The organism is Pseudacidobacterium ailaaui, from assembly GCF_000688455.1.
GTDB lineage: Bacteria > Acidobacteriota > Terriglobia > Terriglobales > Acidobacteriaceae > Pseudacidobacterium > Pseudacidobacterium ailaaui.
In genome coordinates this window covers 1671058-1694503 of record NZ_JIAL01000001.1, presented here as the reverse complement: position 1 = coordinate 1694503, position 23446 = coordinate 1671058, and the positions used below count along the sequence as shown (strand labels likewise).

The 23446-nt window shown below is 59.6% G+C and carries 20 protein-coding genes and 1 tRNA gene; 14 read left to right on the top strand and 7 right to left on the bottom strand.

The genetic code is table 11. From position 1 onward, the window contains the following. Positions 1-50: 50 nt before the first annotated feature. Positions 51-596 (bottom strand): hypothetical protein, encoded by a 546-nt coding sequence (locus tag N655_RS0107460; protein ID WP_026442474.1) that lies wholly within the window; start codon positions 594-596, stop codon positions 51-53. Between the two features lie 270 nt (positions 597-866). Between N655_RS0107460 and N655_RS17870 the strand changes: the two genes are divergently transcribed. Beyond that, the gene (locus N655_RS17870; RefSeq protein WP_049961320.1) at positions 867-2165 is read left to right on the top strand and encodes a metallophosphoesterase family protein; all 1299 of its coding nucleotides are present in this window, start codon (positions 867-869) and stop codon (positions 2163-2165) included. Between the two features lie 175 nt (positions 2166-2340). After that, positions 2341-2865: a nuclear transport factor 2 family protein gene (locus N655_RS17865; protein ID WP_162173518.1), complete on the top strand. Its 525-nt coding sequence runs from the start codon at positions 2341-2343 to the stop codon at positions 2863-2865. A 6-nt stretch (positions 2866-2871) separates the two neighbouring features. Here the strand turns inward: N655_RS17865 and folP are convergent, their stop codons facing one another. Next, complete coding sequence (gene folP, locus N655_RS17860) at positions 2872-3795, bottom strand: dihydropteroate synthase (RefSeq protein WP_044934156.1); 924 nt, start codon at positions 3793-3795, stop codon at positions 2872-2874. Between the two features lie 33 nt (positions 3796-3828). On the opposite strand from folP, the gene dacB reads away from it, so the two are divergent. From dacB to lipA, 6 genes are all read left to right on the top strand, one after another. Beyond that, on the top strand, positions 3829-5415 hold the full coding sequence (gene dacB / locus N655_RS17855) for a D-alanyl-D-alanine carboxypeptidase/D-alanyl-D-alanine endopeptidase (protein WP_049961318.1): 1587 nt from the start codon (positions 3829-3831) through the stop codon (positions 5413-5415). A gap of 316 nt (positions 5416-5731) precedes the next feature. Beyond that, positions 5732-6337, top strand: coding sequence for a dienelactone hydrolase family protein (locus N655_RS0107435; protein WP_081823626.1), 606 nt, complete (start codon positions 5732-5734; stop codon positions 6335-6337). Positions 6338-6369: 32 nt separating this feature from the next. Next, positions 6370-6714: a c-type cytochrome gene (locus N655_RS0107430; protein WP_026442472.1), complete on the top strand. Its 345-nt coding sequence runs from the start codon at positions 6370-6372 to the stop codon at positions 6712-6714. Between the two features lie 29 nt (positions 6715-6743). Further along, positions 6744-7046: a DUF2127 domain-containing protein gene (locus N655_RS0107425; RefSeq protein WP_162173517.1), complete on the top strand. Its 303-nt coding sequence runs from the start codon at positions 6744-6746 to the stop codon at positions 7044-7046. A gap of 28 nt (positions 7047-7074) precedes the next feature. Continuing rightward, a complete protein-coding gene (locus N655_RS17850; RefSeq protein ID WP_049961317.1) occupies positions 7075-9279 on the top strand; it encodes a CRTAC1 family protein in 2205 nt (734 codons plus the stop codon). Positions 9280-9301: 22 nt separating this feature from the next. After that, on the top strand, positions 9302-10219 hold the full coding sequence (gene lipA, locus N655_RS0107415; RefSeq protein WP_026442470.1) for a lipoyl synthase: 918 nt from the start codon (positions 9302-9304) through the stop codon (positions 10217-10219). Between the two features lie 31 nt (positions 10220-10250). Here the strand turns inward: lipA and N655_RS0107410 are convergent, their stop codons facing one another. The 5 genes from N655_RS0107410 to N655_RS0107390 form a co-directional block, all read right to left on the bottom strand. Continuing rightward, a complete protein-coding gene (locus N655_RS0107410) occupies positions 10251-11567 on the bottom strand; it encodes an adenylosuccinate synthase (protein WP_044934153.1) in 1317 nt (438 codons plus the stop codon). Positions 11568-11729: 162 nt separating this feature from the next. After that, positions 11730-14651 (bottom strand): FAD-binding and (Fe-S)-binding domain-containing protein, encoded by a 2922-nt coding sequence (locus N655_RS0107405; RefSeq protein ID WP_026442468.1) that lies wholly within the window; start codon positions 14649-14651, stop codon positions 11730-11732. Positions 14652-14706: 55 nt separating this feature from the next. Next, a complete protein-coding gene (locus tag N655_RS0107400) occupies positions 14707-15762 on the bottom strand; it encodes a gluconeogenesis factor YvcK family protein (protein WP_026442467.1) in 1056 nt (351 codons plus the stop codon). 66 nt (positions 15763-15828) lie between these two features. Beyond that, complete coding sequence (locus N655_RS0107395) at positions 15829-16389, bottom strand: TPR end-of-group domain-containing protein (protein WP_026442466.1); 561 nt, start codon at positions 16387-16389, stop codon at positions 15829-15831. Positions 16390-16543: 154 nt separating this feature from the next. Beyond that, positions 16544-17158 (bottom strand): DUF4254 domain-containing protein, encoded by a 615-nt coding sequence (locus N655_RS0107390; RefSeq protein WP_026442465.1) that lies wholly within the window; start codon positions 17156-17158, stop codon positions 16544-16546. A gap of 133 nt (positions 17159-17291) precedes the next feature. Between N655_RS0107390 and N655_RS17845 the strand changes: the two genes are divergently transcribed. From N655_RS17845 to N655_RS0107360, 6 genes are all read left to right on the top strand, one after another. Then, entirely contained in the window at positions 17292-18359 is a 1068-nt protein-coding gene (locus tag N655_RS17845; protein WP_238324571.1) for a glycoside hydrolase family 76 protein, read from the top strand. Positions 18360-18486: 127 nt separating this feature from the next. After that, positions 18487-19713 carry an ABC transporter permease gene (locus N655_RS0107380; RefSeq protein WP_026442464.1) on the top strand — a complete coding sequence of 409 codons (1227 nt, stop codon included), beginning with the start codon at positions 18487-18489 and terminating at the stop codon, positions 19711-19713. Then, positions 19710-20975 (top strand): ABC transporter permease, encoded by a 1266-nt coding sequence (locus N655_RS0107375; protein ID WP_026442463.1) that lies wholly within the window; start codon positions 19710-19712, stop codon positions 20973-20975. The genes N655_RS0107380 and N655_RS0107375 overlap by 4 nt, the downstream gene beginning before the upstream one ends. 30 nt (positions 20976-21005) lie before the next feature. Next, positions 21006-21968 carry a 4-(cytidine 5'-diphospho)-2-C-methyl-D-erythritol kinase gene (gene ispE, locus N655_RS0107370; protein ID WP_026442462.1) on the top strand — a complete coding sequence of 321 codons (963 nt, stop codon included), beginning with the start codon at positions 21006-21008 and terminating at the stop codon, positions 21966-21968. A gap of 153 nt (positions 21969-22121) precedes the next feature. Further along, a tRNA-Gln gene (locus tag N655_RS0107365) sits at positions 22122-22195 on the top strand. A gap of 156 nt (positions 22196-22351) precedes the next feature. After that, complete coding sequence (locus tag N655_RS0107360) at positions 22352-23374, top strand: ribose-phosphate diphosphokinase (protein ID WP_202900363.1); 1023 nt, start codon at positions 22352-22354, stop codon at positions 23372-23374. The last annotated feature ends 72 nt before the right edge of the window (positions 23375-23446 follow it).

Sequence of the window (23446 nt, the reverse complement as noted above, 5' to 3'; positions counted from 1 at the left end):
GAAAGCCGCCAGACCAGGCGGCTTTCATTTCTGTACCGGTTGTGCTTCCATCACATCAGAAATTTCTGGCCGGGATTCGGCCGTCCCGGCAGCCTGCGCTCCAGTTCCTCCCGCACGTAGTTCAGACCATACATACAGCTTTCAAAGTTTTCTGAAAGGCGTCCGAAAAGCGGGGCCTCCTCCGCATATTCAAAGAGGTCAAACTGAGAGACGATGTAGTAGCTCTCCTTGCCGGTGCGAATCATCTCGTACAGATTGGCGCTTTCGTTTTCCCGCCATTTGTGGACCGCCTCCGGATACATGCCTGTGCAGAAGAGTGCGTAATCACCGATATGCTTGCGGATGCGCCGCTCCACATTAAACGATGCGGCCGTACCGTTCACCGGATCAGATGCCAGTAGCATCTCTCCTACGTCCCTCAGCCGCCGGCCTTCAGCGTCCCGGATGGGATACAACCGGTCAGCGGAGCAGAAATCCGTCAGCAGATCTGCAACATAGGCGGCAATTTCGTTGTCCTCCATGCGGAGATATTCGCTGTAGCACTCGCCCACTACTTCATGAAAGAACTGGCGCAGGGCATGGTCTTCTGGCACCATCGTTGACTTCCTCCTTGCTTCCTGCCTGAGGAAAGCACCTATCGAAAAGGACCCTCTTTCCTCGGGAAAGTCATTCTTCCTGGTTTAGTGATGTATGAAAATTCCATAAAGTACAAGAGACTTCTTTGATTCCGCCAAATTTTCTTAGCACTTTCATCGGCAGAGTGCGCAACCTTCTCCATAGAACACGTGTCACGTTTTTTTCATGACTTTCACTATGACGATGGGCGTATCTTCAGGGTTGAGCATCTTAAATCCAGAAGCACTTCCATGAAAAAACACTCACCGCCGCACCACTCTCAAAAACCGTCCCACCCTAAAAAATCCCACCCTGAGAAAAGGCCAACCCCTTCGCCCACTCTTGATGCGACGGACCCGGTCTTCGGGCAACCACAGCCCAGTCCAGACCCTTCGTCTTTCAAAACGCCGCACCCGTCCGACTCCGGCCTCTACAAGAAGGTCAACAACAGCCTGGTGCAGCCCATTCCCACAGCGCGCGGAGGAGCCACGGAACCGGTGCTGACGCTGGAGGAGGTCTATGGGAGCCAGGGCGCGGCCAAAGTAAGTACGCTCCAGCAGGCAGGGCAGATTGTCTTTCACTCTGTGGGAGACACAGGCAGCGTCATCGGTCCCCAAACCCAGTCACTGGTGGCCGACAAAATGGTCTCCGATTTCAGTGAATCCAATCCGGCCGACGTTCCCTCTTTCTTCTTCCACCTGGGCGATGTGGTCTACAGCTTCGGGGAGGCGAAATACTATTACGACCAGTTCTATGAGCCATATCGGAACTACCAGGGGCCGATCATCGCCATTGCCGGCAACCATGATGGACTGGTCTATTCCGGCGACTCCGCTCCTTCACTCGATGCCTTTCTACGCAACTTCTGCGCCAGTTCGCCCACCCACACCAGTGAAGCGGGGGGCCTGCTGCGCACGGCGATGACAGCGCCGGGAGTGTACTTTACCCTGGATGCGCCCTTTGTGCGCATTCTCGGCCTGTACTCGAATGTGCTGGAAGACCCCGGAGTGATTTCCAGCGAAGGCGGCACGCGGCCTCTGAGTGATGTGCAGCTCAACTTTCTGCAGGCGGCGCTGTCCCGATGCAGGACGGAAAACTACGCCGGAGCGGTGATTGTTGCGGTCCATCATCCGCCCTATACAGGCGGGACCAATCACGGCGGGAGCCCGCGGATGTCGCAGGACCTGGATACAGCGGCGCAGGCGGCCGGCTTCTGGCCCCACGCTGTCTTTTCCGGACACGCCCACAACTACCAGCGCTACACGCGGAGGGTGAACAATATGCAGGTCCCCTATCTTGTATGCGGAAACGGTGGCCATGCGCTGGCCAAAATGCGCACAGATGTCAATGGAAGTCCGATACGCACGCCGTATCCGATTGACAGCTCGCTGACGCTGGAGAGTTATGACGATACAAATTATGGCTATCTGAGGGTGGTTGTGAATCCGCAGACCCTGCGCGTGGAATACCACCCGGCCTATGATGGGGCCACCACCAAGACCCCGGATGATCAGGTCACGGTGGACCTGGCGACGCGCAGCCTTGCCTAAACAGGAAGCAGCGGGGCCGGGCGAATACCACGGAACCGCAGCGGGCCGCGTCCAAGAGAATATGCTGACTGGTTTCCATCCAGTCCACTGGATTCCGCATTCAAAGTCGAAAATGGTCGCTCTGGAATTTCTTTTTGACTCACAGCGGAAATCCGGAATAACATCCGATACGCACATGCGCACATTTTTTCGCGTCCGCACCTCACTTTCAGCCATGAAAGACGTGGGGGGCCTGTTCTTTCTTCTCGCGGCCTGGCTCTGGCTCGCTCCCCAGTCGGCCATGGCTTCTCTGCCGCACCACGGCGGGCGTGAAGCACACAAAGAGATCGAGGCGCTGGAGATGCAATGGCGCCAGGCGCAACTGAACAACGACGTGAGTGTGATGGACCGGCTGCTGGCCGAGGACTACATCGGCATCAGCGCCAATGGCACCATCGAAACCAAGGCCGAGGCCCTGGCTTTACGCCGCGCCGGGACGCTTCACATCACGTCGCTGGACCTCAATGACATGAAGGTTCGCATCTATGGCGATACTGCCGTCGTCACCTCGCGTGCGGATCTGACCGGCACCAATGGCTCGCGCGACATCAGCGGAAAGTACCGCTATACCCGGGTCTACAACCGAAGGCTGGGGCAATGGAAAATCGTCAGCTTTGAGGCCAGCCGTATGCACGATGCCGGTGAGCGGGAAAAGCACTAGCACATCCTATCGGCAGCCCGGGTGCGTGGCTGCGTTGTCTGCGGCGTCCAGAATGGCATCCGCCACCCGCGCCGCCTCAGCAACAGGACGGACATCGTGCACGCGCACAAGAGAGGCCCCGGCCAGGATGGCTGCCGTAGAAGCCGCGACGGTGGCATGGAGCCGCTGATCTACCGGAACATCCTTCTGCCTGTAGAAAGGGCCCAGCGCAGCAGCCAGGAACGACTTTCGTGATACCCCGGCCAGCAGAGGCCGTCCAAGCTCCAAAAGGCGGTCCTGCCCGGCCAGCAGGGGCCAGTTCTCGTCAAGGCGTTTGCCAAACCCATATCCCGGATCGAGGACGATGTTCTCTTCCGCAACGCCTGCCGCCAGGGCGGCCTGCATTCTCTCCCGCAGCCCGCGCAGGACCAGGGGCAGGACCTCGCAATGAGCAAGAGAGGCAAGCTGGTTCCACTCCTCCGGCCTGCCGCGGGTGTGCATGAGTACGACGCCGCACCTCAGTTGTGCGCAGGTCGCGGCCATCTCCGGGTCCCAGAGAAATCCGCTGACGTCATTGATGATTTCCGCTCCGGCCAGCACCGCGGCCCGGGCCGTAGATGCCCGGTAGGTGTCCACAGAAACGACGGCATCCGGCCGGGCCTTCAGAATGCCTTCCAGGACCGGAAGGACGCGCTCCTGCTCTTCACCGGCAGAGAGGGCCTGAGCGCGACCGGGGCGGGTGGACTCGCCGCCAATGTCGAGGATGTCGGCACCCTCCTCCAGCATCCGCAGGCCATAGGCAATGGCAGCATCTGGGTCCGAAAATCGCCCACCGTCAGAGAAGGAGTCGGGGGTCACGTTGAGCACGCCCATGACCAGCGTCCGCCTGCCCAGCATCAGAGAGCGGCCCCGCACCTTCCAGCAGAGTTCTTCTCGCCGCGTAAAGCCCATAGGAAAATGCTACACTTCGCGGCAAGGACAAAAATGCTCACGAAGGCCCTCCACTCCTTCCTCGCCTGCCTGATGGTTCTTGGCTCTACGCTGCCGGTCTGCGGAAAGACGCGACATCATGCGAAGCCAAAGTCTCTGGCGCAGCAGGTCCAGGCCATTCTGAGTGACCCGATGGTGGCGCGCGCACACTGGGGCATCTCCGTGGTCCGACTGGATGGTACGCCGGTCTACGCACTGAACGACAAGCAGTACTTCCAGCCCGCATCCAATGCAAAGCTCTTTACTACGGCCGCTGCGCTCGCCCTGCTGGGACCGGATTTCCGTCTGAACACCTATGTCGTGGCTGAAGGTCCGGTAGACCCCGCCGGACATCTGCACGGTTCGCTGCGCCTTATCGGCGGCGGAGACCCTTCGCTTTCCGGCCGGACCTACCCCTATAGCAGTCACACCGAGTTCTCGCCAGATGCACTGCAACCGCTTGAAGAGCTAGCCAGCCAGGTGGCGGAGAAAGGAATCCGGGCACTCGACGGGACCCTGGTTGCCGACGACAGTCTCTTCGTTTACGAGCGCTATGGGCAGGGCTGGGGGCAGGACGACCTGATGTGGGACTATGGTGCGCCGGTCTCCGCGCTGGCATTTAATGACAACGCGCGGCTGCTGACGGTCCGTCCCGGAGTCAGGGCAGGCGATGAGGTCATTCCTGCCTGGGACCCTGCGCTGCCGGACGACTCGACCTTGCTCAAAAATGAAGCAGTCACCGCGCCGATGGGCCCGCAGCCGCACCTGGGCCTGGACCGGCAGGTAGACCAGCGCCTGCTGCGCATTTATGGCTCTCTCCCGGAGGGCAGCAAACAGCAGGAATACGGAATCGCCGTACAGGACCCGGCCCGGTTCGCCGGACAGGCCTTTGTGCAGGCACTGGAGGCCAAGGGCATTCCCGCATCGGGCCTGGTCCAGGTGGCCCACCGGCTCTCAGGAGATACCACGGACTTTACAGCAGAGACCCACCAGCCGCTTACGCTAAGGCCCTGGACGGACAAGCAACTGCCTTTCTCTCCACCCGCAGGCGCACAGATTGTGGCCCAACGCTCCTCGCCCCCACTGGGCCAGCTTGTGACGGTAGTCAATAAAGTGAGCCAGAACCTGCACGCCGAAATGCTCCTGCGCATCCTGGGCAAGGCCGAGGGCGACGACGGCTCGATTGCGCAGGGAGCGCGCGTGGTGCGGCAGTTTCTCATCTCGGCCGGGGTCTCTCCGGAGGATTTTTTCTTCGTGGATGGAAGCGGACTTTCACCACAGGACGTCATTACGCCACGCGCAGCCACCACTCTGTTGCTCTATGCGGCACACCAGCCCTGGAGCGATGTTTACCGCTCGTCGTTACCAGTGGGAGGAGTCGATGGCACTCTCGCCAACCGTTTTCAAACCAGCCCGCTCAAGGGCAGAATTTTTGCCAAGACCGGAACACTGGCGGAGGTGCGCAGTTTAAGTGGGTATCTGATTGCTGCCAGCGGGCGCACCCTGGTGTTTTCCATTCTGTGCAATCAGCACTCACCCGGAACAGACACCACCCGCGAGGCCATGGACAGGATCGCGGAGGCCATTGCCGCAGGGAACTGAGTTTTGCGATTGTGCGCCTCCGCTGGCACAATAAAATGTTCCACGTGGAACATTCCCCCACGCTGCGAGCTGGAATCGTCCATATTGGAATTGGAGCAAGCGTTGGGCCGAGACAGGAGATTTGGTTCTTTACTCAAAATGTTCCACGTGGAACATTTTGGAACGCAGATTCATCAAACCAGGTCCACGCATCGCTTAAATTTAGCTGAAAACGAGGGCCGATGACGTTACTTTCGTTTTAACCCCCCTTTGGATCTGCGCCAAAGAAATTCTTCTGAACATGAAATAATGAGAGACTTCCGCGCACTACTGTAAGATTCAAAGCCCCGAAAAGAAGACCAACTTGGCCGAAGTACTGCTATTCCATCATGCGCACGGGCGCACAGCCGGCGTCCTGAGGTTCGCTGAAAGACTCAGGCAGGCGGGCCACACCGTACATGTCCCTGACCTTTACGAAGGCCGCATCTTTGAAGAGATGAAGGGCGGGCTTCACTATGCGATGAAAATCGGGATCCAGGCCATTGTGGAACGCGGGGTACGGGCCGCCGACATGCTGCCGGAAAACCTGGTTTACGCTGGCTTTTCACTCGGCGTACTGCCTGCTCAGAAACTGGCGCAGACCCGCCGGGGAGCGGCCGGAGCGCTCTTCTTTCACGGATGCGCCCCGGTGTCCCAGTTTGGCCCCTACTGGCCGCTGCACGTGCCGGTCCAGATCCACGCCTACGACACCGACAAGGTCTTTATGGACGGCGGCGATCTGTTTGCCGCACGCAAACTCGTAGCCAATGCGAATGCGGCAGAGTTGTTCCTCTATCCGGGTAAAGGACACATCTTTACCGACAGCAGTCTTCCCTCCTACGATGAAGCCGCGACGACGCTGGTCCTGAAACGGGTGCTTCAGTTTCTGGACGAAATCCGGTAAAGATATCAGAAGGTGGTCCTGGCTTGCTTCGCATGCAATGGTGGTTTGTTTTGCTGATGGTCCTGGCGGCGCTGGGATGCGGCCCCTCTCTGCCGCCATCCAAGCCGCTGGACCAGCTCACTCCCTTGGAAGCGCAAGGCAGGCAGGTCTTTGTGGGACGCTGCGCACGCTGCCATCGTGTAGACAGCACCTCCGGCCTGAACGGGCCGGGGCTCTTTGGGCTGTATCGAAAGAAATATCTGCGCAACGGTGCTCCTGCGAACGATGATCGGGTGACCGATATCATTGAGCATGGTCGCGGCATGATGCCCGCCATGGGGAATACGATGGACGAGGAGCAGTTGCAGGCGCTTCTGGCTTACCTGCATACGTTATGAACAAAGAAATCTCAGGTCCACTTCCAGGAATGGCCGTCATCGCACTGTGGCTGCTGCTGCTGTGCGGCATCGGACTGTTTGGAGTCATCACACACCGCTTTCCCTGGATGGTCATTATCGTGTGTGCGCTTTTTGCTGCTGCGGCCAGCGGCCTGCTGCAGCAACGGCGATGGGGCTGGGCGCTGGCCCTGTCCGCCGCGTTCCTTTCTCTGTGTTATGGGACATATATGGTCTTCCGGTTCCACCAGGCGCAGCTAATCGTCATGGTGGTGGTGAACCTGATCTTCTTTCTCTACCTGGTGCGGCCGGAAGTGCTGGAGCGGCTGCGATAATGGCTGCATCAGTGCTAAAGTTCGATTGATGCGTTACGCGCTGTTCCTTTCCCTTGCCATCGGAGCGGCTGCGGCCGCGGTGCCACAGCAGGCGGGGTTCTATCAGTCGCCGGGAACAGCGAAGATGGAGGCGCGGCTCCGCCGGATCTATGCGCAGAGCGACTGGAAGAGCGATCCGAACAAGCCTTCCGAGCGCACGCGATACTATCGCGCACTGTTACAGAAAGACCTGACCCCGGAACAACAGTTCACCGTTCGTCTGGAACTGGGCAAAGAGCTTTTGCGCGCCGGAGACAGCGCCGCGTCGGTCGACGAACTCGAACAGCTTGGCAGCTTCGTCCGCCAGCGCGGCCTGCGTCTGCCTCCCGAAGCCGAGCGCGACTGGCACAGAAGTCTTGCCATCGCCTATCTGCGTCTGGGCGAGCAAGAAAACTGTAATGACATGCACATGCAGAAGTCCTGCATTTTCCCCATCAAAGGCACAGGCGTGCATATGCGGACGCGCGGGGCCGAAGGCGCGGTGCGCGAATACACCTGGCTTCTGCAGCATGATGCGAAGGACGACATTTCTCGATGGCTGTTGAACATTGCTTACATGCAGTTGGGACAGTATCCGGCGAAGGTACCCAAGCAGTGGCTCGTTCCGGAAAGCCGCTTTGCCTCTGAAGATGACATTGGTGAATTTCCAGATGTGGCCCCGCAGGCGAACCTGGGAGTAACAGAACATGCCGGGGGCATCCTTGTGGACGATTTTGATGGCGACGGCCTGCTGGATGTGGTGCTTTCCTCGTCCGGTCCGCTGGACCAGATACGCTTCTTCCACAATAACGGCGATGGGACTTTCAGCGATCGCACCCGCCAGGCAGGCCTCATCGGCGAACTCGGCGGCCTCAACATCGTGGAGACCGACTACAACAATGACGGCCATCCTGATGTGTTGGTCTTGCGCGGGGGATGGTGGGACAAGTTCGGCGAATATCCTGTGTCGCTTTTGAAAAACAACGGCAACGGAACATTCGATGATGTCACAGAGGAAGCAGGGCTGCTCTACAACGGACCTACGCAGACGGCGGCCTGGGCGGATTATGACAATGACGGCTGGCTCGACCTCTTCATCGGCCGCGAATCGCGACCGTCGCTGCTTTTCCACAACAACCACGACGGTACATTCACGGAAATGGGCGCGCAGTGCGGGCTGGCCAACCTCGGATATGTAAAGGGCGTGGCCTGGGGAGACTACAACAACGACGGGCGCCCGGACCTTTATGTCTCCGTCAAGGGCGGCGACAACCATCTCTTTCGCAACGAGACCGCTCCCGGAGGCAATTGCAGATTTACGGATGTGACGGCGCAGGCGCAGCTGTCAGACCATGGCGACCATTTTGCTGCGTGGTTTTTCGACTACAACAACGACGGATGGCCCGATATCGTTGACCTTGGCTATTACGCTTTCACTCTGAACGACGTAGGGGCCTTTGAAGTTGGAAACCCTTTTCGCGCTGGCACGCCGCGTCTTTATCTCAACCATCACGATGGAACATTCAGAGAAGTCGCAAAGGAAGCACATCTTGACCGCGCCATCCTTCCCATGGGCGCAAACTTTGGCGATCTCGACAACGATGGCTGGCTCGACATTTATCTCGGTACCGGAGAGCCGGAATATGAAGCACTGCTTCCCAATCGCATGTTTCGCAACCACAACGGCAAGGACTTTCAGGATGTGACAACATCAGGCGGATTTGGCCACCTGCAGAAAGGCCATGGCATCGCCTTTGCCGACATCGAAAACAACGGCAACGAAGACGTCATTGAAGAGATGGGCGGCGCATTTCCCGGCGACACCTACCAGCCGGTCCTCTATCGCAATCCCGGACACGGTAACCACTGGATCACACTCAAGCTGGAAGGCGTACAGACCAACCGCGCAGCCTTTGGAGCACGCATTGCGCTGACCTTCCGCGATCAGGGCACGGTACGTCATGTGTATCGCACCGTGGGATATGGCTCCAGTTTTGGAGGAAATCCCCTGCGCCAGCATATTGGAGTGGGCAAGGCCGCTTCCATTGAGAAACTGGAGATTTTCTGGCCCGTCTCAAAGACCACGCAGGTCTTTTCCCATGTTGCAGTGGACCAGGCTTTCCATATCAAAGAAGGCCGCGCCACGATGGACCTGGTTTATTACCCGCGCTTTTCTTTCCCTGTACTGCCCGAGAAAAAAGGCCCGTCCGAATGACCTTGTACAATAGAAGGTTGCCATGGCCACAGCCGTCGAACTGGTACAGATTGATCTTGCTCCCCGCAAGCCCGCCCCCAAGCCTGAATGGCTGAAGGCCCGCGCCCCGATGGGCGACAACTATCACGATCTTAAGAAGCTGGCGCGCAGCCTCCATCTGCATACGGTCTGCGAGTCGGCCCATTGCCCGAATATCGGCGAATGCTGGAACCATCGCACGGCCACCTTCATGATGCTGGGCAACACTTGTACGCGGCGATGCGGCTTCTGCGCCGTACCCAAGGGCCGTCCCGACGCCATTGACTTTGATGAGCCGCGCCGTGTGGCCGAAGCGGTCGCGACTTTGGGACTGAAGTTTGCTGTGATCACCAGCGTGAATCGCGACGACGATATCCTCGGCGGCGCGCGCGCCTTCGCCATGGTGATCGAGGAGATCCGCAAACAGGCACCCGGATGCCAGGTGGAAGTGCTGGTTCCCGACTTTCAGGGAAATGAAGAGGCCATCCGTACGGTCGTTGCAGCACGTCCGGAGATCCTTAACCATAACACCGAAACCGTACCGCGGCTCTATCGCGCAGTCCGCTCGGGCGCACGATATGAGCGTACGCTTCGCCTGCTCGAATACGCCAAGGAGCAGGACCCGACGATTACCACCAAATCCGGCGTGATGGTTGGCCTGGGTGAGGAGATGGAGGAGCTCTTGCAGGTCTACCGCGACCTGGCGGCAGTGGGGACCGATGTGCTTACCATCGGGCAATACCTGCGGCCCTCCAGGGACCACCTGCCCATGGCCCGCTACTATACTCCGGATGAGTTCGCTTTCATGAAGCAGGAGGCGCTCAAGATGGGCTTCCGCCATGTGGAGTCCGGCCCGCTGGTGCGCTCATCCTACCATGCGCACGAGCAGGCCAATGCTTCCGGCGTAACCGTCCTTCAGTAGGAATTGCCGCCAGCTTCGGGACCGTTTCCCGTTATCCGCGTATTTCTGCGAGCGCCGCAGCAAACTCCGGCAGCAGCATGGTCTGGTCGCGGTCCGGGCCGGTGGAGATCATTCCGATTTTTGCCCCCGACTCTTTCTCCAGAAAACGCAGATACTCCTGCGCCAGCCTTGGCAGCTTCTCAAACTCCGTAATGCCTTCGGTTGAGGACTGCCAGCCTTTCAGCCTGGTATAGACAGGCTCAATGGCTTCCAGTCCACGGACATCGGCCGGCATCGTCTCCACCAGCTTGCCGTTGATCTTGTAACCGGTGCAGACCGGAATTTCTTCCAGGGTGTCGAGCACGTCGAGCTTCGTGACAACCAGCCACTCGGTCCCGTTGATCTGGTTGGAGTAGCGCAGCAGCGGCAGGTCGAGCCATCCGCAGCGCCGCGGACGCCCGGTCACCGCGCCGAACTCCTGCCCGCGGGCGCGCAGCGTTTCGCCGGCGCCGTCAAAGATTTCCGTCGGAAAAGGCCCTTCGCCCACCCGCGTAACATAGGCTTTGGTCACGCCAATCACGGTGCCGATCTTCGTCGGCCCCACCCCGGTGCCGGTAACGGCCCCGCCTGCAGTCGCCGACGACGAAGTCACAAACGGATACGTTCCGTGGTCGATGTCGAGCATGGTTCCCTGCGCACCCTCGAACATCACGCTGCCGCCTTCGCTGATGGTCTTGTTCAGCAGCGCAGCCGTATCGGTCACAAAGGGAGCAATTTGCTCGGCCGCCTTGGCGTACTCATCGTACATCTTGGCGGGATCGAGGGGCTTGGCCCCAAAGAGCGCATTCGCAATCGTGTTTTTCTCGTGGCAGGCGTTTTCAATGTGCGTCTTCAGCAGATTGGTATTCAGCAGGTCCACCACGCGCAGGCCATTGCGGGCCATCTTGTCTTCATACGCAGGGCCAATGCCGCGGCTGGTCGTGCCGATCTTCTGCCGTCCGGGAGCACTCTCGGCCGCCAGCTCGATCATGCGATGGTATTCCAGAATGACCTGTGCGCGGTTGGAGACAAACAGATGCCGGTCCACGTCCACGCCCAGTTCGCGCAGCTTGCCCACTTCCTTTAGGAAGGCCATGGGGTCCAGCACCACGCCATTGCCGATGACGGCCTTGCAGCCAGGACGCAGAATGCCGCAGGGAATCAGCTGCAGAATAAACTTCTGACCACCAATGATGACCGTGTGGCCGGCATTGTGCCCGCCGGCATAGCGCGCCACGGCAGAAAATCCGCCGGAAAGCACGTCTACAATCTTGCCCTTGCCTTCATCGCCCCACTGGGCGCCCAGTACGACCGCTGTCTTTGCTCGCATCACCCTAATGCCTGCTTTGCACACTTTCCCTCTTGCGGCTGGAGCGTTCAGATGACTGGAACGAAAAGCAGGCTTGAGGGTCTGTGCCGGAATCGCGGGGGAGTAACACCCCAATTTCTGATGATATACCGCCCGACTGCATCGGCCAAACGGCACGGCCTCTCAGCGCGATCCCGCCGCCAGCACCTCGGCCAGGTGCAGAGCACGCCGCTCTGTGCTCTGCGCCACCTGCTCGCGGCAACTGAAGCCGTCGCTCACGATCCAGGTCTCCGGGGCCGCCTGACGCACGGCCGGCAGCAGGACACGCTCGCCGAGCGCCTGCGAAATCTCGTACTTTTCCCTCTCAAAACCGAATGGGCCGGCCATGCCGCAGCATCCTGAATCAAGCAGCTCGACTTCGGCGCCCGCCGCATGGAGCAGCGCCACTTCATCTCTCATCTTCATCAGCGATTTGTGGTGACAGTGGCCATGCAGCAGGATGCGTCTGCCGGCCAGCGAGGGTGGTCGGTATTCCCGCGCGTGCCGGACCAGAAACTCGCTGAGCAGCAAAGACTGCTCTCCCAGCCGCCGGGCGCGCGCATCGGACGGGAAAAAATTCTGCAGCTCATCGCGGAAGACGCTGGCGCAGCTCGGCTCCAGAAAGACAAAAGGCATTCCGGCATCAATCTCCCGGGCGAAGAGGCGCAGGGTGTTTTCCAGATAAGCGCGGGCCTGGCGAAGAAATCCGAAGTCGTACAAAGGCCGCCCGCAGCAGACATGCCGTTTCGGGCTGGTAACAGAGAATCCGGCATCCTCAAGCACCTGGCGGGCGGCAGCAAGCACCTCTGGATGGTAGTAGTTGTTCCAGGTATCAGGCCACAGTAGCACCTGCGCAGGACGGTTGTTTTCTCTCAATCCGCTCTGGTAGCTGCGGGGTGCAAAACGCGGCAGCCTGCGCTGTGGAGCGATGCCAAGCAGGCCCTTGGCCATGTCACTCACACCGGGCAGCCGTAGCGGCAGGTTTGCAAGCCGCGGCGTGAGACCAGGAAGCACCGAAGCCAGATGTGCCCAGCGGTCCATGAACCCGAAGGCATAGTCGCGCAGGGGGTGGCGGTGGCGCTCATAATAGTGGGCCAGGAACTCGGCCTTGTATGTTGCGATGTCCACGTTGACGGGGCACTCCCTCTTGCAGGCCTTGCAGGAAAGGCACAGGTCCAGAGCTTCCCGCACGTGGTCGTCGTCCCATCCCTTCGTGAGCACTCCGCCTTCGAGCGCCTCCCACAAAAGATGCGCGCGTCCGCGCGTAGAGTGCATCTCTTCGCGCGTCGCCATATAGCTCGGGCACATCGTTCCCGGCCCCTGCTTCCGGCATGCTCCCACTCCCACACAGCGCAGCGTGGCCTCGCCAAATGAGCCTTGGTCCTGGGGAAACTGGAAGTAGGTCTCTGGTTTTGCCGGACGATGGCCCGCCCCCAGGCGCAGATTTTCGTGCGGCTCATAGACGGCAACCGGATCGACCATCTTGCCGGGGTTCATCCTGTTTTCGGGGTCCCACAGCGCCTTGAATTCGCGGAAGGCCTGCATCAGCTCCGGGCCAAACATCTTTGGCAAAAGCGCCCCGCGCGCCTGCCCATCACCGTGCTCGCCGGAGATCGAGCCTCCGTGCTTCAGAACGATGTCCGTTGCGCGGTCGAGGAAGGCGCGGAATTTGCCAATGCCCGCCCCGCTCTCCAGGTCAAAATTGATGCGCATATGCACGCAGCCCTGCCCGAAATGCCCATACATCGGCGTGCGATAGCCAAACTCGTCCAGGAGATGAAAAATTTCCCGCAGATACGCGCCCAGCTTTTCCGGCGGAACAGCAGAGTCCTCCCAGCCTTCCCATCCGTGCGGCTCACCGGGAACAAATACCGTTGAGCCAAGCGCCGATTCGCGCACATGCCAGACCCGCGGCGCTTCTTCCTGTGTATACCGGCGCGCCTGCGTGGGGACTTCCTTGACTGCTGTCAGAAAGCGATCGACCTGGGCCTCGGCATCTTCCGGCGTCCAGCCTCCGAACTCGACCAGCAGATGGCCGCGACCTTCCGGCAGTAGCGTGATGTCATCCAGCGCCAATCGCTTGCGGCGCATGAAGTCCACCAGCATTCCATCGAAGCCCTCCAGCCCGATGGGCTTCCATTCCAGCACAAACGGAACATGGTCGGCCGCGATGAAGGGGTCGGCGAAGCCGAGTCCCACCAGGCGGCGGTGCGGAGGGCTGGGCGTCAGATGCAGCGTGGCCCCCAGCACGGTCACACAGGTCCCTTCGGTCCCCACCAGAGCACGCGCTACATGAAAGCCGTTTTCCGGTAGCAGTTCGTCCAGGTTGTATCCAGAAACGCGGCGCGGAATGCGTGGAAACTTCTGGCGGACCAGCTCCGCATACTGGTCACGGATACGGCGCAGCCCCGCATAGATTTCGCCCCTGCGGCCGCCTGCAGCCATGATGGCTTGCAGCTCCTCTTCCGGCGTCGCGCCGACCGTCATGCGCGTCCCGTCATACAGCAGCACATCGAGCGAATGAATGTTGTCCACCGTCTTGCCGCCCATCAGGGCATGGACGCCGCAGGAGTTGTTGCCAATCATGCCTCCCAGCGTGCACCGGCTGTGGGTGGCCGGGTCCGGGGCAAAGGTCAGATGGTGCTCCTCGGCCGCTTCACGGACACGGTCCAGCACGATGCCAGGCTCCACATGCGCCAGCTTCCTCTCCGGATCAAGCCAGTGGATGCCGCGCATGTACTTGGAAAAATCAAGCACCACGGCAACGTTACAGCACTGTCCAGCCAGACTCGTCCCTCCACCCCGCGCCAATACCGGGGCGCCAAATTCGCGACAACAGGCCAGGGCAGCGATGACGTCCTCTGCGTCCCGCGGAACCACCAGCCCAATCGGCACCTGCCGATAGTTGGAGGCATCGGTCGCGTACAGCGCACGGGAGCCGGCATCAAAACGCACCTCGCCGCGGACCACGGCCCGCAGCCTTTTCTCCAGCTCCTGCGAAGCGCGGAAACTCTCATGCGAATGGACTGTGTTGTTCAGGACAGGGAGCCCAGATATAGCCGTCACAGCAATCTATTTTAGAAGCACAGGGAGAAATACCCTCTCAGTACAGCAAAGGCACTCAGCGCCCGGCCCTGGCTTTGAGCGCCAGATCCAGGACCTGCTTGGCCACGCGCTCGGAATCATGACGCAGAACATCGCCTTCAGCAGCAAAATCGCCGGTGATGCAGCGGATCCCCATGGCTTCAATCCGCTCAATGTCGGGGCGGATTGGCTCGGCCCCTTCTGCAGCGTAGCGCTGCCGCAGCACTTCTGAGACCTCACCCGTATGGATGAGTGCGTAATCAAAAACCGGCATCCCAGTGTGTTCATAGATGCGCTCGATGTGCTGCGATGCTGTGAGATGCAGGCTTTCATTGGCCTGGGTCATCAGGTTGCAGATGTAGACACGCAGGCCCCGCGCCTGGGCCAGGGCCTCCGGGATTCCCCGCACCAGCAGGTTTGTGATGACACTGGTATAGAGAGAGCCAGGCCCGACCGTAATCAGGTCGGCATGAGCAATCGCATGCAGCGTCTCCGGCAGGGGCGCCGCATCCGGCGGCTCCATGGTCAGCTCAACAATCTGCTTCCGACACGCCGTGATTCTGGTTTCTCCGCGCACGATCTCGCCATCGTCCATCTCTGCGGCCAAAGTGACGTTGGCCGTGGTCGCCGGATAAATATGCCCGCGCGTGGCCAGGATCTCCGCCGAAAGCCGGACCGCTTCTGCAAAGTCCCCGGTCATCTCGGTGAGCGCAATCACGAAAAGATTACCGAAGCTGTGGCCTTCGAGATCGCCTCCAGACTGAAACCGGTGACTGAATAGGCGGGAAAGCAGGTGCTCGTCCTCAGAGAGCGCCACCATGCAGTTGCGCAGGTCGCCCGGAGGAAGCATGTTGAAGTCCTTGCGCAGGCGTCCGCTGGACCCTCCATCGTCGGTGACCGTAACCACCGCCGCCAGGTCGCGAATTGGCCCGGAATGATCTTCCGCGGGTGCACCTGCCGGCGGGGCATATTTTTTCAGCCCTCGCAGCAGCGTAGAAAGACCGGTGCCCCCGCCGAGGGCCACCACCCGCAGCCCTGCCTGTGCCGGCGAAGGGGCCGCTTCAGGCGCAGATGCGGAAAGGGCAGAATGCATGACTGGTGTAGGCTTCAACAGCGCGCGCTCCTGTTCTGCAGGTGACGCGGATGCGGTGCGCCCCTCTCACGGCGCTTCCGGATAGAGCAGCTCAGTAAAACGCGGATCATCCGCCATGTCCTGAAAGTCGGAGTCCGTGCGGGCCATGATGCGGTTTTGCGGATTCAACTGAATGGCCGCGGCCAGATGCTCCAGGCATTCTTCTGCCTGACCCGTCATGCTGTTCAGGACGGCAAGGCCATAATGGGCAAAATCAGCGTTCTGATCTTTTCTGAGAATACCCTCCAGATGATCGCGCGCCTCTTCATAGTCACCCGTGTTCAGAAGAGAGATGGCGTAATCATACTCTTCACCCAGCGTCGCAAAGGAGCGGCGCTCCTGCCGCATCTGGCGCTCGCAGGCGGCAAGGTAGACCTTTGTCCGCTCCACCAGCTCCGGAGGCGCTACCGGCAACAGCTTCTCAAACGCAGCGCGCGCTTTATCAAACCTGGACTCCTGCATCAGTTGTACCGCGCCCTGATACAGCTTGAGTGCCTGCTCATGGTCTTTGCCGATGGTCGAGTGTCCCTGGCTGGCAACGGCACGGGCGTTGCGCCGGGGGGAACCAGCCTGACGAATCTCTTGCATACTTAATGATTTTCCCTGATTTTTATTGAAACATGCCGTGCTAGTGCGCGCACATGTGGGAAATTTTCCCGTTGAACTCGTTTTTATACGCAGAAGCGGGGCCAGAGTCAAATCTCAGGTGTCCCGCCTGGTTCTCTCTTCACTCCAACCGCATTCATTTTTCCTTCTGCCTGCTCTGATACACCGCCGGATTCAGCGCCGGATCGTTGTACATCTTGAGCTGCCGGTAGAGTTTGAAGCGACGCTCGCCACCCAGGGTCTGCTGCCAGAGACGGTCCAGACAGCCGACCAGGTCTTCGCGCTGCTGCTGCAGAATGGCATAGCGCTGGCGATTCCGCTCGGCATGGCCCTCTGGAGCGCCCGCGCGGTGGATTTCCTCTTTCGTATGGAAGAGCTTGAGCGCCAGGATGGAGAGCCGGTCAATCATGAGTCCGGGACTTTCTGAATGCAGCTCCGCATCCGGCCTGGGCAGACCAAGCCGGTCAAGGGCCTCCAGCAGCAGCAGATCGCAGCGCTCGGCCAAATCATTGCGTCTCTGGTTGATGCGGTCAATCGCCCGCTTTACTGCAGCAAGATCGTGGTCTGTCGCGTCCGGAGTCCGCGCCCGGTCCTCGGTATGCCACAACTCAAAATTTGCCCGATGCTGGGCCACGACCGTTTTCAGAAAATCCGCCGGCAGGTCCTCTTCCGGCATCACAGCATCCTGCTCATGCCACAGCGCCGTGTAGCGGTCCTGAAGCTGCGCAATTTCGACGGCTGAGAAATTCATTTCTGAGCAAAAGCCTACATGAGATTTGACATGCATGGAGCCCCAGCCTTGCTCCTGGAAGCATGGATTGACATTCCTCTGGCCCGGGGCTAGTCTTTCTGCGTAGATGGAAACGTTCCCATAAGGAGACACGGTGGCCCTCCCCCGCTTGCTTCTTTCCGCCATCCTGCTTGCCGCACCCTTTGCCGCCTGCGCACAGCAGCCTGCTCCGGACCTGCTGGAACAGGCCCGCGACGGCATCCGGACCCTGCAATCCTGGTATGCGCCGGAGACGGGACTTTATCAGACCACAGGCTGGTGGAACGCCGCCAACGCCATCACGGTCCTGGCCAACTACTCGCGTGCGGCGCACAGCCGGGAATTTCTGCCGGTTTTTTCCAATACCTTCACGCAGGCCCAGAAGACCTCCGCCCAGTTCCTCAACAAATACTATGACGATGAAGGCTGGTGGGCGCTGGCCTGGGTGGACGTCTATGACCTGACCCAAAGACCGGAATATCTGGCAATGGCCGCGGCCATTTTTTCTGACATGACCACAGGCTGGGACTCGACCTGCGGCGGCGGCATCTGGTGGAACAAGGACAGGCAATACAAGAACGCCATCGCCAATGAACTCTTTCTTTCCGTGGCTGCCCATCTGGCGCGCCGGGCAACGGCCGACCAGCGCGGACAATATCTGGCCTGGGCGCGGAAGGAGTGGGAGTGGTTCAGCAACTCCGGCATGATCAACCAGCAGAAGCTCATCAATGATGGGTTGGATTCATCGTGCCATAACAACCAGCAGAACACCTGGACCTATAACCAGGGTGTCATTCTGGGAGGGCTGACCGAGCTGTATCGCGCTGCTCCGGACCCCTCGCTTCCCGCAGCGGCGCAGGCGGTTGCCGATGCCGCGCTTACGCACCTGACCGACGCCAACGGCATCCTGCACGACACCTGTGAGCCCAACTGCGGGGCCGACGGGGTGCAGTTCAAAGGCATCTTTGTGCGCAACCTGATGGCGCTCGATGCGGTATTTCCCAATCCCCGTTATGCGAAGTTTGCCCGGGCCAATGCAGAGAGCATCTGGGAACATGCCCAAGGACCGGACCATGAATTTGGACAGGTCTGGTCCGGACCGTTTGACGCCGGAAGCGCAGGCAGCCAGAGTTCCGCCCTGGATGCCTTCGTGGCCGCCGTAGTCATGCAGCACGAGCACTGAGCGCGGCGGGAGGGAACGAAACCGTCCCCGCCTGCGTATTCCTCCATGATGAGGCGTGTCTCCGCACCGCTGCATAGCGTATGCTTAAGAACACGCCGGTCTTTCCAGCGGAACCAGGACCCTCGTTGTGGAATTCATTGAGGCCATTAAGATTGCGCTCCAATCGCTGTGGGCGAACAAGCTGCGCTCCATTCTTACCCTCATTGGTGTGGTGATTGGAGTAGCGTCCGTCATTGCCGTCATTACGCTGACGAATGGCGTGAACAAGTATGTCGCCACCAAGGTATACAGCTATGGGGCCGACGTTTTTACGCTGAGCAAGCAGCCTTCCGTCATCTTTAGCTACGAAGAATACGAGAAATACCAAAAGCGCAAGGACATTCATCTTGAGGACTACCAGGCCATCCGCGACCTCTGCAAATCCTGTGTGGATGTGGGGGCGCTGCAAAGCACCACAGGCAAGGTCGTCTACGGATCGCATTCCAGTACAGACACAAACATCCGCGGTTGGAGCTGGAACATGCCGGCGCTTTCCAATCTGAATGTGGTGCTGGGCCGCAGCTTCACTCCAACCGACGAGCAATATGCGACCCATACCGCCATTATTGGATATGACATTGTAGACAACCTGATGCCAGACACCGATCCGCTGGGCAAAGAGATCCGCGTGGACGGCGAACCGTACACGGTGATTGGCGTCGGGGAACGGCAAGGAAAGACCCTGGGCGTCAGCCAGGACAATTATGTCGCCGTGCCCATTACCACGTACCAGCGCAAATATGGCACCAACAAGAGCATCATCATTTATGTGAAGGCCGGGTCAGTGGGCGCTGCGCTTGACCGCGCTTCTGACGAGGCCCGCGCCATCCTGCGTTCCCGGCGGCACGACGCGCCGGGGGCCGAGGACAGCTTTTCCCTGGACACCAACGCAACCTTCGTGGGCCTGTGGACCAGCATCAGCCAGACGTTTTTCTTTGTCGTGATTGGCATTGCTTCTATCTCCCTGGTCGTCGGCGGCATCGTCATTATGAACATCATGCTGGTGAGCGTGACCGAGCGGACACGCGAAATTGGCGTGCGCAAGGCGCTGGGCGCACGCTATACCGACATTCTGCTGCAATTCCTGATTGAGTCGGCCACCATGTCGCTGATTGGCGGGGCCATTGGGGTGCTGTGCGGTGCAGGCGTGGCCAAAATGGTGACGCTGGCCATCGGCTTCCCTTCCGACATTCAGGTCTGGTCCGTACTGCTGGCGCTGTTTGTCTCAGGCGGCGTTGGTATCTTCTTCGGGGTGTATCCGGCGCGCAAGGCAGCAATGCTGGACCCCATCGTGGCGCTGAGGTCGGAGCTATGAGAATCACAGATTCGCGTGAAGCCGTGCGCATGGCCCTGGAGACCCTGCGCGCCAACAAGCTGCGGTCCGGGCTGACGATTCTCGGAATTGTCATCGGCGTCACCACGGTGATCACGATCTCGTCCGTCATCAACGGCCTGAACAACAATGTGCAGCAGTGGGTCAATTCTCTGGGAACAAATGTCCTGTGGGTCTTTCATATGCCGGTCATTGGTGTGCGTCCCACGGCCGAAATGCTGGCGCGAAAACGACTCACCTTTGATGATGTTGCCGCCATCAGCCAGCTCCCTCATGTAGTGGCGGCCGATGGCGGCGTGCGCCACGTCAACCCCATCTTCCAGGCCGGCATCATTGGCGTAAAGTACGGCAACAAAAAGGCCCAGGGCGTCATGCTGCAAGGGGACAGCACGGCCATTGCCGATGTGGCCGATCTCAGCTTTAAGGAAGGCCGCGTCTGGACGCAGGAAGAGGCCGACCGCCGCGCCAATGTCACGATCCTGGGTTATGACACGGCCGAAACCCTCTTTGGCAATGCCAGCGCCCTGGGAAAGGAAGTGGAAATCGAGGGCAGCGTCTTTACGGTCATCGGCGTCTTCAACAAGCAGAAGCAGGTCTTCGGCGGCGGACGCAACCAGGAGGACAATGCGGCCTTCTTTCCGATTGGCACCTTTATGAAGCTGCATCCAGAAGACGCCGTCAATGGCGGGGTCTGGGTAAGCGTGAAATTTGACGATCAGCGCAACCGCACGCTGGTAGAAGATGAGATCCGCGAGCTGCTGCGCCGCCGCCGCAAAGTGCGGGTGGAGCAGCCGGATGATTTTGAGATCTTTGCACCCGATTCGCTCACGCGCCTATGGAACCAGCTCACTGGCGGCCTTGCCATCTTCATGGTTGCCGTTTCCAGCGTGGGACTCATGGTCGGTGGGGTTGGCGTCATGAACATCATGCTGGTCTCGGTCACCGAGCGGACGCGCGAAATTGGCGTGCGCAAGGCGATTGGCGCAACGAAACGGAACATTCTGCTCCAGTTCACCATTGAGGCAGTCACGCTGTGTGCCATCGGAGGTGTGATTGGCATCTTTGCCGGCGGCATCATGACCCTGCTGATACGTTTTCTGGTGAGCGCCCTGCCGGCCAGCATGTCCAGCCTCTGGGCCATGGTGGGCTTTACCGTCTCATGTCTCATCGGGCTGGTCTTCGGCATTTATCCGGCATGGAAAGCGGCGAACCTTGATCCCATTGAGGCGCTCCGCTATGAGTGACAGGGCCTAGCCTTTACAATCCTTATCTGCATGGCTACGAGTGTCCGCTCATTTTCCAAGATCAACCTGGGGCTGGCCATTGGACCTCCGCGTCCGGATGGCTTTCATGAACTGGTGACCCTTTACCAGACCCTGGAAGCCCATGATGTCGTCACAGTAGAGGCAAACCCCTCCGAGCAGAACAGGGTCCTCCTCACATCCAATGATGCCCGTGTTCCTACAGACTCGCGCAACACGGTCTGGAAGATGCTCGACCAGGCAATGAAGCGGCTGCTCCCCGAATTTTCCGCCGAGGTCAGCGTGCATATTGAGAAAGGGCTTCCGGTGCAGGGAGGCCTCGGGGCAGGGTCAGCCAATGCGGTAGCGGCCCTGATAGGCCTGGAACGGGAGCTGCGGCGCCAGTTTTCCGGTGCCGAGCGCCTGGAAATCGCCGCCGCCGTTGGCTCCGATGTCCCGCTCTTCCTGATTGGAGGCACCGTTCTTGGCCTGGGCCGGGGCGAGGAGGTCTATCCGATGCCCGATCTGGAACCGATCCATTGCGTCGTGGCCCTGCCTTCCATCGGGGTCTCCACCCCGCTGGCTTTTCAGGAGTGGGACCTTACAGAAGGGAAGCAATTGACCGCAGAGGCCAACTTCGATAGACTCAAAGAGTTAGGCCGCGTCTTGAGCGCGGGCCTTTCCGGTGCCTTCTTCACAGAAGAAGGCCGGCCCGAGGATCCTCTTCTCGCGCTTGTCCGGACCGGGATTGAAAACGATTTTGAAAAGGTCGTCTTCCGTCAGTATCCCTTTCTCGGAGAAATCAAGCGCATTCTGGAACCAGGGGCTGTGTATGCAGCACTCTCTGGCTCAGGCTCGGCTGTTTTCGGCCTCTATCAGACGGAGGAGGCAGCTCGAAAGGCGGAAGAGGCCCTGGCCGGACAAGGTACGGCCTGTTTGCGGACGAAGACGTTGTCTCGCCGGGAGTATTGGCAGACCATGGTGGAAACGCGCTGAGACCCGTAGGTCGAGTGCTGTGGCTGTAAAAAGTTTTGTTACTGGGCGATCGACTCATGGTAGGTCAAGTGCCTTTCCTGCCCATTCCGGCCCAATGCTGGCCAGAATGGGTGCCCGTAGGTCGAGTGCTGTGGCGGTAAAAAGTTTTGTTACTGGGCGATCGACTAATGGTAGGTCAAGTGCCTTTGGAGCACTTTGTCTAGGTTCGAATCCTAGTCGCCCAGCCAGTTTTGGCTTCTGCTGCCTCAGGGCCAACGATCATGGGGCAGCAGGACAACCGATTGAGAAGCCGCTGGCCGGTTTTTGCAGATGGCCAGCATGAGGACAACCAACGCAAACCAGCTTGGGAGGTTCTTGTGAAGAACGAAGCACCGGTAGAAGACATTGCGTCCGCTGCAGGAAAAGAACCCTCGGACGGACGAGGAAAGCCAACGGCAGAGCGCAAACGGCCACGCGGGTTTCATGAAGGCCGCCGGTTTAAGATCTTTTCCGGTTCGGCCAACCACCAGCTTGCCCTGGACATATGCAAGCACATCGGGGTGACGCTGGGAGAAACCAGAATGCAGCGCTTCTCCGATGGAGAGGTCTACTTCCAGCTGCTTGAAAATGTGCGCGGCGCGGATGTGTTTGTGGTCCAGCCGACGTGCTATCCGGTGGACCAGCACCTGGTCGAGCTGCTGATTATGATTGACGCGCTGAAGCGCGCTTCGGCCGGCAGAATTACCGTGGTGGTCCCCTATTATGGCTATGCCCGGCAGGACCGGAAGGACCGTCCGCGGGTGGCCATTTCGTCCAAGCTGGTGGCGGACCTGCTGACGACGGCGGGGGCCAACCGCGCTTTGTTCATGGACCTGCATGCAGCGCAGATCCAGGGTTTTTTCAATATTCCGGTGGACCATGTGTTCGCCAGTCCGGTGATGGTGAGTCATTTTAAGGAACTGGACCTGCCAGACCTGACCGTGGTTTCACCCGATGCGGGAGGCGTAGAACGTGCGCGCCACTTCGCAACCAAAATGGGGGTCCCTCTGGCGATTGTGGACAAGCGCCGGACGGACATCAATGTGACGGAAGTGATGCACGTGATCGGAGATGTTCAGGGAAGGACGTGTCTGATCATTGACGACATTATTGACACTGCCGGCACTCTGGTGAAAACCGTGGACGCGCTGCTGGAAAAGGGCGCCACCAGGGTCTATGCCGGGGCTTCACACGCCGTGCTCTCCGGGCAGGCCGTGGAGCGCATTGCCAATTCCAGACTTGAGGAAGTGGTGGTCACCGACTCCATTCCTTTGAGTGAAGAGGCAAAAAAGGTGTCCAAGATCCGGGTGCTCTCAGTGGCCGGCCTGTTAGGCGCAGCGATTGAGAACATCCACATGGAAACGAGCGTGAGTACGTTGTTCAGCTAGTATGGCTGCCGCTTGTATGTGCCCGCGGAAACAGATTCTGATTTCGCAGGGCCGTGGGCCAGGGCCGCGGCC